11 protein-coding genes, 1 tRNA gene and 2 pseudogenes are annotated in these 13445 nt (G+C 66.6%); 8 read left to right on the top strand and 6 right to left on the bottom strand.

Annotated features, from left to right (window positions below):
* From VKG81_RS21350 to VKG81_RS21360, 3 genes are read left to right on the top strand one after another with little or no spacing between them, the layout of a single operon-like run.
* A complete protein-coding gene (locus tag VKG81_RS21350) occupies positions 1 to 645 on the top strand; it encodes a septum formation initiator family protein (RefSeq protein WP_324398756.1) in 645 nt (214 codons plus the stop codon).
* Positions 638 to 1129: a DUF501 domain-containing protein gene (locus VKG81_RS21355; protein WP_324398758.1), complete on the top strand. Its 492-nt coding sequence runs from the start codon at positions 638 to 640 to the stop codon at positions 1127 to 1129. Before VKG81_RS21350 ends, VKG81_RS21355 begins: the two co-directional genes overlap by 8 nt.
* Complete coding sequence (locus VKG81_RS21360) at positions 1120 to 2067, top strand: exopolyphosphatase (protein WP_414685363.1); 948 nt, start codon at positions 1120 to 1122, stop codon at positions 2065 to 2067. Before VKG81_RS21355 ends, VKG81_RS21360 begins: the two co-directional genes overlap by 10 nt.
* On the opposite strand, the gene VKG81_RS21365 is transcribed toward VKG81_RS21360, so the two are convergent.
* Both VKG81_RS21365 and VKG81_RS21370 read right to left on the bottom strand, forming a co-directional pair.
* Positions 2068 to 4857 carry an ornithine decarboxylase gene (locus tag VKG81_RS21365; RefSeq protein ID WP_324398762.1) on the bottom strand — a complete coding sequence of 930 codons (2790 nt, stop codon included), beginning with the start codon at positions 4855 to 4857 and terminating at the stop codon, positions 2068 to 2070.
* A 108-nt stretch (positions 4858 to 4965) separates the two neighbouring features.
* A complete protein-coding gene (locus tag VKG81_RS21370; protein WP_324398764.1) occupies positions 4966 to 5562 on the bottom strand; it encodes an HAD family acid phosphatase in 597 nt (198 codons plus the stop codon).
* Between the two features lie 73 nt (positions 5563 to 5635).
* On the opposite strand from VKG81_RS21370, the gene VKG81_RS21375 reads away from it, so the two are divergent.
* Positions 5636 to 6499: a class II glutamine amidotransferase gene (locus VKG81_RS21375; protein ID WP_324398766.1), complete on the top strand. Its 864-nt coding sequence runs from the start codon at positions 5636 to 5638 to the stop codon at positions 6497 to 6499.
* Between the two features lie 197 nt (positions 6500 to 6696).
* On the top strand, positions 6697 to 6921 hold the full coding sequence (locus VKG81_RS21380; protein ID WP_324398768.1) for a YegP family protein: 225 nt from the start codon (positions 6697 to 6699) through the stop codon (positions 6919 to 6921).
* A gap of 128 nt (positions 6922 to 7049) precedes the next feature.
* Here VKG81_RS21380 and VKG81_RS21385 read toward each other — a convergent pair whose 3' ends face one another.
* Positions 7050 to 7379, bottom strand: coding sequence for a hypothetical protein (locus VKG81_RS21385; protein WP_324398770.1), 330 nt, complete (start codon positions 7377 to 7379; stop codon positions 7050 to 7052).
* A gap of 119 nt (positions 7380 to 7498) precedes the next feature.
* Between VKG81_RS21385 and VKG81_RS21390 the strand changes: the two are divergent.
* The 3 genes and pseudogenes from VKG81_RS21390 to VKG81_RS21400 all read left to right on the top strand — a co-directional run.
* A pseudogene (locus VKG81_RS21390) lies at positions 7499 to 7579 on the top strand (site-specific integrase); the annotation flags it as partial.
* A 56-nt stretch (positions 7580 to 7635) separates the two neighbouring features.
* Positions 7636 to 7709 (top strand) — tRNA-Leu (locus VKG81_RS21395).
* A gap of 554 nt (positions 7710 to 8263) precedes the next feature.
* Positions 8264 to 10375 carry an acetate--CoA ligase gene (locus VKG81_RS21400; protein WP_324398772.1) on the top strand — a complete coding sequence of 704 codons (2112 nt, stop codon included), beginning with the start codon at positions 8264 to 8266 and terminating at the stop codon, positions 10373 to 10375.
* Positions 10376 to 11507: 1132 nt separating this feature from the next.
* Here the strand turns inward: VKG81_RS21400 and VKG81_RS21405 are convergent.
* From VKG81_RS21405 to VKG81_RS21415, 3 genes and pseudogenes are all read right to left on the bottom strand, one after another.
* Entirely contained in the window at positions 11508 to 11744 is a 237-nt protein-coding gene (locus VKG81_RS21405; protein WP_324398774.1) for a hypothetical protein, read from the bottom strand.
* Between the two features lie 335 nt (positions 11745 to 12079).
* Positions 12080 to 13223, bottom strand: a pseudogene (locus VKG81_RS21410) (TDT family transporter).
* A 98-nt stretch (positions 13224 to 13321) separates the two neighbouring features.
* Positions 13322 to 13445, bottom strand: a 124-nt coding sequence (locus tag VKG81_RS21415) for a DUF3060 domain-containing protein (RefSeq protein ID WP_324398784.1), incomplete at its 5' end; no start/stop codon positions are given.

Below are 13445 nucleotides of genomic sequence, written 5' to 3' on the forward strand. Positions count from 1 at the left end.
GTGCCCGAAGGGAAACGGTCCGAATCCAGGCGGCGTTCCCCGGCCTCGCGGCCGGGCAGACCCGGCGATTCGGGCCGTGGCCGACCGCGCGCGCCGCAGCGCCGCGAGCCACGCCAGGCGGAGCCGCGCGCCGAGCAGGAGCCCATCACCGAATCGATCAGCGCGTCGATCGCCGCGGCGGCCGAGCACCGGTCCGAGCAGCGGTTGGGGTCGGCGGCGCGGCGTGCGGCGATTCTGGCGGCCGTGGTGTGTGTGCTGACGCTGACCATCGCCGGGCCGGTGCGGACGTACTTCGCGCAGCGCACCGAGATGAGGCAGCTGGCGGCGTCGGAAGCCGTGCTGCGCGCGCAGATCGCGGACCTGGAGCAGCAGAAGGCGAAGCTCGCCGACCCGGCGTTCATCGCGGCCCAGGCGCGGGAGCGGTTGGGCTTCGTGATGCCGGGCGACATCCCGTATCAGGTGCAGCTGCCCCCCGGTGCGGCGGCGCCTGCGCCGGAGCCCGGCGGGCAGGCGCCGAAGTCGGCGGCAACCGATCCGTGGTACACGTCGCTGTGGCGGACCATCGCCGACACCCCGCATAACGTCCCGTCCAGCGCCCCGCCGGCCCCGAACCCGCCACCGCCTGGCCCGCCGCCCGGTGGTTGATCCCGCCGACCTCGAGGCGGTGGCGCGCCAGCTTGGCCGCGAGCCGCGCGGAGTGCTCGAGATCGCCTACCGTTGCCCGAGCGGCGAGCCGGGCGTCATCAAGACCGCGCCGCGGCTGCCCGACGGCACCCCGTTCCCGACGCTGTATTACCTGACCCATCCCGTGTTGACGGCCGCCGCGGGCCGGCTGGAATCCTCGGGGTTGATGACGGAGATGACCGCGCGGCTGGCGACCGATTCCGGTTTGGCGGCCTCATATCGGCGCGCTCACGAGTCGTATCTGGCCGAACGCGACGCGATCGAACCGCTTGGCACGACGTTCTCGGGCGGCGGCATGCCGGACCGCGTCAAGTGCCTGCACGTGCTGATCGCGCATTCGTTGGCCAGGGGCCGCGGCGTGAACCCGCTCGGCGACGAGGCGCTGGCGATGCTGGCCGCCGAACCGGCGATGGCCGGAATCCTCGTGCGGGAGCAGTGGCTATGAATCGCGTCGCCGCAATCGACTGCGGCACCAACTCGATTCGCTTGCTGATCGCCGATGTCGCCGACGGGCAGCTGCACGAGTTGCACCGGGAGATGCGGATCGTGCGGCTCGGCCAGGGTGTCGACGCGACGGGACGGTTCGCCCCGGCGGCGCTGGCGCGCACCGGCTCCGCGCTGGCCGACTACACCACCCTGCTCGGGCGCTATCAGGTTCCCACCGTCCGGATGGTCGCCACGTCGGCGGCCCGCGACGCCTCCAACCGCGACGAGTTCTTCGCGATGACCGCAGCGGTCCTTGCCGCCGCGGTGCCGGGCGCGGTTGCCGAAGTGATCTCCGGTGAAGAGGAGGCCGCGCTCTCCTTTCACGGCGCGGTCGCCGAATTGGATTCGGCCGGAGCGCCTTTCGTCGTCGTCGACCTCGGTGGCGGGTCCACCGAAGTCGTGCTGGGCGCCGGGCGGGTGGAGGCGAGCTTCTCGGCAGACATCGGATGTGTCCGGCTGACCGAGCGCTGCCTGCACTCGGACCCACCGACGCCCACCGAGGTCGCAGCCGCCAGGGAGGTCGTGCGGGAGCGGCTGGCGCCGGCGTTGCGGATCGTGCCGGTCGAGCGGGCCCGGACCTGGGTCGGCGTGGCCGGGACGATGACGACGTTGGCGGCCCTTGCCCAGAGGATGACGACCTACGACCCGGCGGCCATCCATCTGTCGAGGGTTGGGTTCAGCGAGCTGCTCGATGTGTGCGAGCGGCTGATCGCGATGCCGCGGGCGCAGCGCGCGGCGCTGGGGCCGATGCACGAAGGCCGCGTCGACGTGATCGGCGCAGGGGCGATCGTGGTCGAGGAGCTGGCCCACGCGCTGGCCCGGCTGGCCGGCATCGGCGAGCTCGTCGTCAGCGAGCACGACATCCTCGATGGCATCGCGCTCTCGATCACGCCGTAGTCAGGCTTGGGCGATGTCGGCCGGCACGACCGGGCGATGGCCGTTGGACCGCAACACACTCGCCTCGGTGATCTCGATGGCCTTCTCCGTGTACACCCGATACCCGTAGTCGGGCTTGTAGCCGTGGATCTCCGGAGTGTCCAGATCGCGGATGAACGAGAGAATCTGCTTGCTGAACACCTGCCCCGGAACCAGCACCGGGAACCCCGGAGGATACGGCGTGACAAAGGTCGATGACACCACATCGATTCCGGCGTCGAGCTTTTCGTCAATCTCGTCAGCCGTCAGGTACTCGCAGAAGCTGTCGTCATAGGAGAGATAGAACGCCCTGCGGACGTCGCCTTCCGGCGTTGCCTCCGCGCCTGTGAGGTCCCGGAAAGCCGCGTGGAATCCGCTGAAGTCGGGAAGCGGTGCGGCCCTTGTTGTCAGGCGCGCGACTTTCTGTTCGAATCGGCTGCGTTCGCCCGGTCCCATTTCTGAGATGCCCTCGTCGAGCTCGCGCGCGATCTTGACCAACACTTCGACCAGGAATGCCACCGAGCTTCGGGTGGTGCCGATGTTGGTCATGAACAGCACGGTGTTGCGGGAGGTTTTGTTGATCTGCACACCGTAACGGTCCATCAGCTGTTGGCGTTTGAAGGTGTCGCCGTCGTAGCCGGTGCGCCCGATCGACAGGGTGATGCGGGAGGGGTCGAGCACGAATTCGTCCTTGTCCCAGGCGGTCATCATGTTGCGCAGCCCCGAGCGCAGGGGTTGGGCGATGTCCGAGGGCCGGAACCGCTCGGGGATCAGGTCGGAGGTGCGCAGGCAGGCCATGTACTTTTGCAGCAGCGGGTGGTTGTCGATCGCGTCGCGCAGCTGCATGGCGTTTTCGATCTGGCGCGCCACGAGCTCGACGCCTTCCAGGGCAACCTGGCGCCGGCCCAGGTCCAGGGAGGCCAGGATCTGGTAGTTGGGTGAGGTCGAGGTGTGCGCCATGTAGGCCTCGTGGAACGCCTGGGCCACCTTCTGGTCGAAGTCCTGGTCGCGGACGTGGATCATCGAGCCCTGGCGCAGCGCGGTGAGCGTCTTGTGGGTGGACTGGGTGGCATACACGCGCACCCGGGCCTTGGCCGGGTCGGGGCGCAGCCGCCGGTTGAGCAGCTCCTCGTCGGTGGGGGGGTGCTCGGCGTCGGCGGCCAGCCCCGCCCGGTAGTCGCCGATGTAGTCGGGGTCCTGCAGCCGTTCGCGCAGCCTCTCGGCGGCGGCCATGGCGGTGCGGTGGCGGTAGACGGGGTGAAACCGGGCGAACGCGAACCAGGCCTCGTCCCACAAGAACACCAGGTCGGGTTTGATGGCCAGGCATTCCTCCATCACTCGTTGCACGTCGTAGACGATGCCGTCGAAGGTGCAGTTGGTCAGTGACAGCAGCCGGACCCGGTCGAGCTTGCCGGCGCGGCGCAGCGCTAACAGTTTGGCCTTGATCTCGCGCAGCGGCACCGCCCCGTACATCGTGTAGTCGGTCAGCGGGTAGGCCTCCAGATAGACCACGTTGGCCCCGGCCAGCATCATCCCGTAGTGATGGGACTGGTGGCAGTTGCGGTCCAGCAGCACGATGTCGCCGGGGGCCACCAGCGACTGGGTGACGATCTTGTTGGCCGTGGAGGTGCCGTTGGTGACGAAGTAGGTGTGCCGCGAGCCGTAGGTTTCGGCGGCCAGCTGCTGGGCGTCGCGCAGCGGGCCGGTGGGCTCCAGCAGCGAGTCCAGCCCGCCGCAGGTGGCCGAGGTTTCGGCCATGAACACATCCAGCCCGTAGAAGCTGACCATGTCTTTGATCCAGTGCGAGTTGACGATCGACTTGCCCTGCGAGATCGGCAGCGCGTGAAACACCCCGGTGGGGCGGTGGCTGTATTGCTTGAGCGCGCTGAAAAACGGGGTGCGGTAGCGCGCGGCGACCCCCTGCAGGATGCTCAGATGCAGCTCCAGCAGGCCTTCCCGGGCGTGAAAGACCCGCCGGAAGTACTGGCCCAGCCGCCCGGCGATGTCTTCGACCTCGATCTCGGTCATCAGGTACAGGTCCAGCTCCGGGCGCAGCCGGGCCAGCGAGCACGCCAAAATCTGGGCGCGTTCGTCGGGGGACTGATGGTCGGCCAGGTCGTCGGAGACCTGGGTGTCGACGAACTCGGCCAGCGCCGACAGATCCCGCGTCGACTGGTGCGAAAACCGCCGCCGGATCACCACCGCCTGAAGATTGACATTCAACCGCGCCGCGATCAGCGCCTCGTCGCCGCTGGAGACCACCACCAGCTCGTAGACGAACTCGTCGTCGGGTCGACGCCAGTTGCGCACCTCCTTGCGCAGCGCGCGTTCTTGCGCCTCGGTCATCGACTCCACGACCAGCACCTCGAAATATGGCCGGTCCTTCTTGTCTGCCGACGGGTGCTCGAGCTGCCGGGGATCGGTCGGGAACACGTCGTGCTCGTCAAGTCCGGCATTCTCGACATCGCCCGAGCGATAAGACTCAGTGATGAGTGCCCGGTTGATGCGTGAAGCCGCGTGGGCGAACTTGTCGTAGCTGCCGGCGGCAAAGAGCCGCTGGAGTCTGGCGAATTGCGGAGCCCCCGGGAAGGCCCAGTAGGGTTCGAGCGGGGTCAGCCGAGTCAGCAGGTCGCTGCAGACCGCCACATACCGTTCCTTCAGTTTGCCGGTGGTCGTGGACCGGGTCAGGCGGTCAGCGGCCTCCTCCAGTCGGCACCAGGCATCCCCGCGCAACTGCCAGACGCTGTTGTACGCATGCGAACCTTCTGCCATCGTCGGCCCTTCCGTCACCCCGAGGCGTACCAGGGTGCAGAGCGAATAGATACCGCAGGCGATCAGGGGGCAAACGATGCGCGTCTATTGGGTGACGCGCGCCGGTAGTCAGGGTATGCGGTAGAACGGGTCGGGCAGCAGGAACGACTGCTCGGCGTGACCGCCGGCTTCCTCCGATGGCTGATCGCCGATGTTGGCGATGATCGTGTACCCGTCGCCCTCGATCGCGGCCCGCGTCGGCGCCTTGAAATCGGCCGCCGACGCGTACTGCGCACCGACGGGCGCCAGATATAGCCTCGCCCAACCGTTGTAGCCGGCGTCACGCAGGTTCTTCTCCGTGGCGGGGCGCTGACCCTCGTCGCGGGTGCTGATGAAAAACATCGCGACGCCGAGGCTTTTGGCCATGTTGTAGGTGTCGAGTGTCGGCTGGATGACCTTTGACTGTGCGGTCAGGTCCCATGCCCGCCAGGCGCACGCGTCGGGCAGGTTGCACGGCCCGTTGATGAAGCGGCCGAAGTCGTTCGCCTTGATCACCTCCCAGTTCGACAGGGCGGTTTCGTCGATGTCGAAGACGATGGCGGCACGGGTGGTGATCGGTGCCTGGATGGCGATCCAGTTCATCGCTTGCGCGTTGACTTCGGCCAGCCCCGCGTCGTAGGCGCCGCCGTCGTGGTATTGAACCGCCGCGGTCTTCGTGTCACCCACGTTGGCCGGTGAGCACGGTCGCGACGACCTGGCGCGCGAACATGCAGCGAACATTAACGGTACGGTCGCCGGTATGTGTCGCTTGTTCGGCCTGCATGCCGGCCACTGGGTGGTGACGGCTACGTTCTGGCTGCTGGATGCGCCCGACAACCTCCGGGCGCAGAGCAGGCGGAATCCGGACGGCACCGGCATCGGGGTCTTCGCGGCCGACGGCAGCCCGGTGCTTGACAAGCAGCCCATGGCGGCGTGGGAGGACCGCCAGTTCGCCAGTGAGGCGCACCAGTTGAGCGGTACGACGTTCATCGCGCATGTGCGTTACGCCTCGACTGGCAAGCTCGACGTGCTCAACACGCATCCTTTCCTGCAGGACGGGCGGCTGTTCGCGCACAACGGCGTGGTCACCGGTTTGGATGTGCTCGACGCGCGGTTGGCCGAGATGTCGGTGGCGGACCTGGTGCTGGGGCAGACCGACAGCGAGCGGGTCTTCGCACTGGTCACCGCGTCCATCCGCGCTCGCAACGGGGACGTGGAAGCCGGGCTGCTCGACGCGTTGCGGTGGCTGGCGGACAGTGTGCCGATCTATGCGCTCAACCTGCTGTTGTGCACGGCGACCGACATGTGGGCGTTGCGTTATCCCGAGCCGAACCAGCTGTACGTGCTGGAGCGGCGCCGAACATCGGCATGCCCGCGCTTCGACATGCAGACTTCGCGCATCCACGCCCAGTCGTCCCACCTCGATGAGCGGCCGTCGGTGGTGTTCGCCAGCGAGCCGATGGACGACGACCCGGGCTGGGAACTGATGGAGCCGGGCCTCATGGTGCACGTCGATCGCGAGCTGACCATCACCCGTCGCCTGGTGCTGCCCAACCCGCCTGAATGCGAACTGCACCGCTCGGATCTGACCGCAACCGCGTCGGCGTCGCAGCACGGTTCCTGACCGCCGAAGTTCGCGTTGCACGGAGCCCTCTTGCGCGTTCGTCTGCGGCACAATAACTTTCGCCCGCACCGATTTGTCCCACCGGCATCCGGTGGGTGAGGGCTGCGCATAGAGCCAGGCTGGAAGCGACCAAACAGCTTTCCGGCGGCGGGGGGCGACGTAAGCTCCATTTGTATACGCACGGCAAAGGAGCCGAGATGGCAGGCAAGTTCGAAGTCTTCAAGGACCACGCTGGCAAGTTTCGTTTCCATTTGAAGGCCGGCAACGGCGAGATTATCGCCAGCAGCCAGGCGTACGAGACGAAGGCCAGCGCCAAGCATGGCGTCGAGTCCGTCAAGGAGAACGCCCCCAACGCAAAGGTCGAGGACCTGACCGAGACTCATGACGAGGGCGTAAAACCAGCTCCAAAAGGCGCCCCCTAAGCATCCACCAACGATTGTCGATATCGCCCATCGCGGGTCGTGCAGCCGTAGGGCTTGGGCCAAAGGGACCCGCCTGGCCCGGCGTCGAGGCGCGGGCAGATGCCTTGGGGCAGCTACGATCCCGAAGGTTATCCCTCGCCGCCGAGCTCGGTCTGGTCCCGCTCCGCCTCGCCGTTGTCCTGGGCCATCGCCGCCTCGTCGAGCCACTTCTGGACATCTCCGCCGAGGCGGTCCGCGGACAGCTGGGCGAAGTCGAGGGCCTGTACCGCCATCGCCGCCAAGACCTTCATGGCCCGTCCGCTGCGGTGGATCTCCGCCATCAGCGCACCGAGCGCCTGATTGTCTTGGGCGCACAACGCCGACAGGTAGCGGCGGGCATCGGCGAACTCGCGGTCGACGTGGCCCATCTCTCTCCGGAACTCGCCGGGCGGCGGCAGGTCTTCGGGCGTGTCGGTCATGGTTCTTCTTTCGGTGGTGGACCAACCGCTAGTCAGAGGCAAGATTGACGGCCTTGGTTCTGAAAATACCGTGCGGGTAAAAAATACACAGCGGCGGTCCGGCTTTCGGAATACAGGTATCCTCGGCGATCTCCGCGGGCGCTAACGTCAAGGTCGTGCAACGCCTGCTCGGACACGCCACTGCGGCTATGACGCCGGACCTCCAGAGCCCGAATCTACCTCCAAGGTGGGCTGTATACAGTCCCTGAGCTGCGAAGCCCCCATAGCCCAATAGGCAGAGGCAGCGGACTTAAAATCCGTCCAGTCTGGGTTCGAGTCCCAGTGGGGGCACACCGTACGGCCTGGTAGAGGGTGGTGTGGGGTCATTAGGTCGACTACCTAGGGCGGTGCATCGCGGCGTCGTCGCGGCGTGTGGGCGAACCGATGGCGGTCGGGCGTCCGCGCTAGCTAACTCGCGCCGAAGCACGAGGCGGGAACGCTCTTTGCGCAAAACCAGTTCCAGTTGAGGTGTGAAATCCCTGCTGCTGTAGGCGTTTTGAGGCCCCAGGCGTTCTGCGTCACCTATCTCACGGCTGGCTCGTGATGCCGTTCGCGACGCCGATTGACCCCCTACCGGGAAGACGACTCCGAGACCTATCTCACGGTCCCCGAGTGCGCCGAGGTGATGCACATCAGCGAGGAGCGCGCGCGCCAGTTGATGAGGCCTGCCCCATCCTGTCGAATCCGTCCGGCGGCGGCCCTAGACTGCTCTTCACGTATCCGGTGTCACAATCGACGCATGACCGTAACAGTCGGCCAGCCACCCACGCGGATGATGGCCCGAGGTGGAGTTGCTGCCGGCGACCGCCGGGCGCGCCTTTCTTAGTCCCGCTGGAGGTTGACCCATGACGACCGAATCCGGCATACCGGACGTGTCCGAAGCGCAAATCGAGGTGCACTGGCGTGAGGAGGATTACATCCCTCCCCAGCCGAAATTCGTCGAGCAGGCCAATGCCAATGACCCGGCGATACTGGACCGGTTCGCGGAGCAGAATTTCCCGGACTGTTTCACCGAATACGCCGACCTGCTCACCTGGGACGAACCCTGGCAGACCGTGCTGGACACCAGCAATCCGCCGTTCTGGCACTGGTTCACCGGTGGCAAGCTCAACGCCTGCTACAACTGCGTCGACCGGCACCGGAGCCGGGACCGCAACAAGCCGGCGATGCTCTGGGTGCCCGAGCCGGAAACCGAGCAGCCCCAGACCATCACGTATCAGGAGCTGTACCGGCGGGTGAACGAATTCGCCGCGCTGCTCCGCTATCACTGCGGCCTGAAGACCGGTGACCGGGTCACGTTCCACCTGCCGATGGTGCCCGAGCTGCCCATTGCCATGCTGGCCTGCGCGCGGCTCGGCGTGATCCATTCCCAGGTGTTCGGCGGGTTCAGCGGCACCGCGGCCGGCGGCCGGATCGCCGACTCGGGCAGCCGCGTGCTGATCACCATGGACGCCTACCACCGCAACGGCACGCTGATCGATCACAAGATCAACGCCGACGAGGCGGTGGCCGAGGCCAGGCAGCTGGGCCAAGACGTGGACAAGGTGCTCGTGTTCAGCCGCTACCCCGGCCGCTACAGCTCCCCCACGCCCATGATCAACGGCCGTGACGAGCTGGTGGACGACATCGCCGGCCCGTACCGGGGCGCCGTTGTCGAACCGGTGTCCATGCCGGCCGAGGCCCCGCTGTTCCTGATGTACACCAGCGGCACGACCGGCAAACCCAAGGGCTGCCAGCACTCCACCGGCGGCTACCTGTCCTACGTGACCGGGACGTCCAAGTACTACCAGGACATCCACCTCAACGATACGTACTGGTGTGCCGCGGACATCGGCTGGATCACCGGGCACAGCTACATCGTGTACGGGCCGCTCGCGCTGGGCGCCACGAGCGTGCTGTACGAGGGCGTGCCCACCTACCCGGATGCCGGCCGGCTGTGGCGGATCGCCGAACGGCTCGGCGTGACGATCTTCCACACCGCGCCGACCACGATCCGGATGCTGCGCAAGCTCGGCCCGGACGAGCCGGCGAAGTACAACTACCACTTCAAGCACATGACCACGGTCGGCGAGCCGATCGAGCCCGAGGTCTGGCGCTGGTACTACCAGGCCGTCGGCAAGGGCGAGGCCGTGATCGTGGACACCTGGTGGCAGACGGAGACCGGCGGTTTCCTCGGCGCCACGCTCCCCGCGCTGCAGCAAATGAAGCCCGGCAGCTGCGGTCCCGGCGCGCTGGGCATCTACCCGGTGATCTACGACGAGCACGGCAAGGTGGTCGAGGCCGGCAGCGGAAGGGCGGGCAACATCTGCATCCGCAACCCGTGGCCCGGCGAGTTCCAGGACATCTGGGGCCAGCCCGAACGGTTAGTGGACACGTACTACCGCAAGTACTGCCGTGATCCGGAGAGCAAGGACTGGCACGACTGGCCGTACTTCGCCGCCGACGGCGCGCTGCACGCCGCGGACGGCTACTTCCGCATCCTGGGCCGGGTGGACGACGTGATCAACGTGGCCGGCCACCGGCTGGGCACCAAGGAACTGGAGTCGGCCAGCCTGACCGTGGAGGAGATCAGCGAGGCCGCCGCGGTCCCGGTGATCGACGAGACCCGCGGCCGGGCCGTGGAGATGTACGTGTCGCTGAAGAAGGGCCTGCAGCCGAGCCGTGCGGTGGAGGACAAGGTTACTGCGGCGATCGAGCACGAGATCGGGAAGATCGCCCGGCCAGCGCACGTGTGGATCGTGCCGGATATGCCCAAGACGCGGTCCGGCAAGATCATGCGCCGCGTGATCGCCGGGATCTCGAACTTCGCCGATGTGGGTGATGTGTCCACGCTGGCGAACCCGGAGATCGTGGACGACATCAAGCACCACATCCAGAGCGAGAAACTCGCGCACGGCGAGGTCCCGCGCCAGCTGACGCCAGAGGAGACCGCCGAAATCGGCGCGAACCAGGAATAGCGGCAGCGGCCCGGCGCCCGCGACGGGTGTCGGAGCACTCGCCGATCCCCAGGCCCGAGGCCCCGCCCGCAACAACCGCGCCTCCGCGACCGGCAACAACGACCACGCAACCGCCGGGGGCGGCATAAACACCAACAACAACCACGTCACCATCACCGGCAACGGCATAACTCGCCACAAGCCATGATCGGCGGACCCGTCGTTTAGGTCCGCACGCCCGGCAATGGTGTTGACCCGCGGTGGGGCTTGCTGAACGGGAAGATCGACAAGTTCAGTTTCGACGCGCTCGTCAACATGCTTCCCGCTGTCGGCTTAGTCGTCGGGGTTTCGTCGTCGGTGCGCCGCTGAGCCTGGCGGGGTGGCGAATTCACATCGTGGTCGGTCATCGCTACGCCGCCTGATCGGCGAGGGGTTTCGAGCACGGTATCCCCGGCGAGCAGCTCGCCGAGGCGGCCGGGCTGTCAGTAGGGCGTGTCTATCAGCTCTGCGACGGACGACGCACCTAAGCCGCGCAGTCGGAAGTAAACCCTCGGCCGTGGCCGCTCCCTGGCCGCCGGACGGCTGGCTGTCACGAGAGTGTCACAACTCATGCACCACACCCAGGAACACCGGCGAACGCCCACGGGTGAATGATATTGCGGGACAACAAAAGATGAACACGTACGAATACAGGCGAATATGCCGATGCGGACTTAAAATCCGTCCAGTGTCGGTTCGAGTCCGACTGGGGGCACGAGGATAACGCCTGGTAAAGTGGCGTTTTCGGTCATTAGCGGGACTAGGCGTGGGGCGTTTTTGTACGCGGCGTGTACGCGGGCGGGCGAACGAATGGGCGAAATTAGTTAGCTGCGCCGAACAGCGGTACCACATTCGTCGCAGCCGTCGCCGGTGGTTCAGGCAAGGTGCTCTCGGCTATTGCGCCGTGCTGTAGGGCCCGGGGTGGGCAAGGCGGTGTTCAAGCCTTGTGCGCCAGGCGCGGCCCTAAGCGGTCAATGAGAAGACGGACGGCTTCGACCTGAAGCTCGTTAACAGCATGCGGGCTTACCGGACGGCGGTTAGTGCCATCGCCGCCGACAAGATCGGCACCTGACAGACTTCAGTGACCCGATCGGTCACCCGGCATTTGCTGGCCTCAGTGAACGTTGCAGTTCTGGTAGCCGCCGTAAGCGTTGCTGCAGCCACCGGTGGCGCGACCCGGAACGGAAGCTTCCGGGGCCGCACCCTCGCCCCTGACTTCACCCTGCCCGCACAGTGTTGTCCCGCCGACGGTTTCACAGTTGGTCGTATCGGCCCCCGCCAGCGGCGCGATGCTGATGCCAATGGTGGTCGCGGCACAGGCCAGGACCAGGACGGCGGTGGTCTTCTTCATGTCCTGGTCTCCAATCTTGCGGAGTTATAGTGGCAATCCTAGCCCTCGCGGGGCTGTGCCCGAGAAAGGCCCGAGAAAGGTTGGCAACTCACAGACCCTTGTCTCTTGACAAAGGTGACAGTCCGCAACACACCAAGACTTCCAGGTGGGGGAATTTCCCACCTGTGTAGAGGGGTCTGCCCGCCGATACGCCCGCCGAGGCCAGGAACTAAGCCCGCTGGCATTATCGCAAAAGTCGCTTAACCTGATGTACAAGGCGTTTAAGAACCGACCGCCGCTGCGCAAACGCGCGCCGCCTGGCGGGCGGCAGCACCGGGGCCCGACGTCGACCGCCGTCAGACCGGTGCGTCCTTGTGGGCCTTGATCGGCGTCGTGCTGGGCGGCTGAAACAGGTTGCCCCGCAGGCTACCTCGCGCGGTGCGAACGGCCACCAGGATCCACGTGGCGAGCAGGCCGGGATAGGCCACGGCTGTGGCGATCCGGAACGCCGGCAGCCCGGTGTGCACGGCCAGCTGAGTCGTCCCGGTGACGAAGGTGCCGACCGGGAACGTCCGGCTCCACCATGTGAGTGCGAACGGCATCCCGCGCCGCAGGGTGCGGACGGTCAGCGACGTGGCCAGGCTGATCCAGAGCACGGCGAATCCCCAGACCGGCACCCCGTACAGGATCGCGAAGACGCTCATCCCTGCGGCCACCGCCGGTCCCACGGCCAGCGCCGCACTCGTCCCGAGAAGTCCTGCGGCCGTGATGGATTGGCCGAGTGGGCCTAGCACAATCCACAATGTCGGCACCCTCGCGCTCCCCGAGGTGCCGTAATAGGTGAGTCGAGTCCAGATCATCGTGATGATGATCAGAGATGCCACGAGCGACAACCCGAACATCGCGTAGCACCCGTAGAACATGGTCTGTCGGCCTGGGCCCGACTGCACGTGCGCGATCAGCAGCGCACCGGTGGCCGCCGACACCATCGGCCGCACGACCGGCATCAACCATCCGCCGAATGCGGCGTCGGGTTCGACACTGTGCTACGTGAACATCAGGTATGGGATGCTGACGGCCGTAAAGAGCCCGCCGGCGGTGCCCGCGGTCCACAACACCCAGTCGAGGTCGACGGCGATGCGTTCCCCGACCAGGTCCCTACCGACCAGCAGCGACCCCACGCCGACGGTGAGTAGCGCCATCGGTGCCGCGCCATAGAAAGCCATAGAAATGGGCCATCTGCGGGTTGCGGGCGTGACTGCGGGCCACCGTGGGGTGCCGCAACCAGTGGCCTCCGACGGCAACCACGAGCACCGCGATCAGCACCGCCGCGAACACCCACACCACTTCCGCGAAGACCCGCAGACCGGGCACATGGACGGGAAGTGTTGCCGCGGCCGTGGCGACGATCCCGGTTCCCATGACGGAGGCGAACCAATTGGGCCCCAGACGTCCGAGGATCTCTGGTCCCGCCCGGTCGTCCGGGCTCACAGTTGCCATGAACTCGAAACGCTACTGCCGCGCGTCGGCGTCTCGGGGCGATCCCGCGTCTTGGTGCAGGACATCGACGTCAGCGTCGGCACCAAACCCGGGATGCGTCAGCCCTGTTGTACGACATTCGATTCACCGGACTTGTCGACACTTGGCGAGCCCGAGTGAAAGGTGACCTGGTTGTTGAAACCCGAGGCCTCGATGCTGTCCGCGGCGTCGACGGTCACTGAG

Origin of the sequence: Mycobacterium sp., assembly GCF_035314905.1 — a bacterium.
Taxonomy (GTDB): Bacteria; Actinomycetota; Actinomycetes; order Mycobacteriales; family Mycobacteriaceae; genus Mycobacterium.

Bases quoted from the DNA above. Each gene is read 5' to 3' on its own strand.
- VKG81_RS21365 (WP_324398762.1), bottom strand. From the start codon at position 4,857: ATGGCAGAAGGTTCGCATGCGTACAACAGCGTCTGGCAGTTGCGCGGG.
- VKG81_RS21375 (WP_324398766.1), top strand. From the start codon at position 5,636: ATGTGTCGCTTGTTCGGCCTGCATGCCGGCCACTGGGTGGTGACGGCT.
- VKG81_RS21380 (WP_324398768.1), top strand. From the start codon at position 6,697: ATGGCAGGCAAGTTCGAAGTCTTCAAGGACCACGCTGGCAAGTTTCGT.
- VKG81_RS21385 (WP_324398770.1), bottom strand. From the start codon at position 7,379: ATGACCGACACGCCCGAAGACCTGCCGCCGCCCGGCGAGTTCCGGAGA.
- VKG81_RS21400 (WP_324398772.1), top strand. From the start codon at position 8,264: ATGACGACCGAATCCGGCATACCGGACGTGTCCGAAGCGCAAATCGAG.
- VKG81_RS21405 (WP_324398774.1), bottom strand. From the start codon at position 11,744: ATGAAGAAGACCACCGCCGTCCTGGTCCTGGCCTGTGCCGCGACCACC.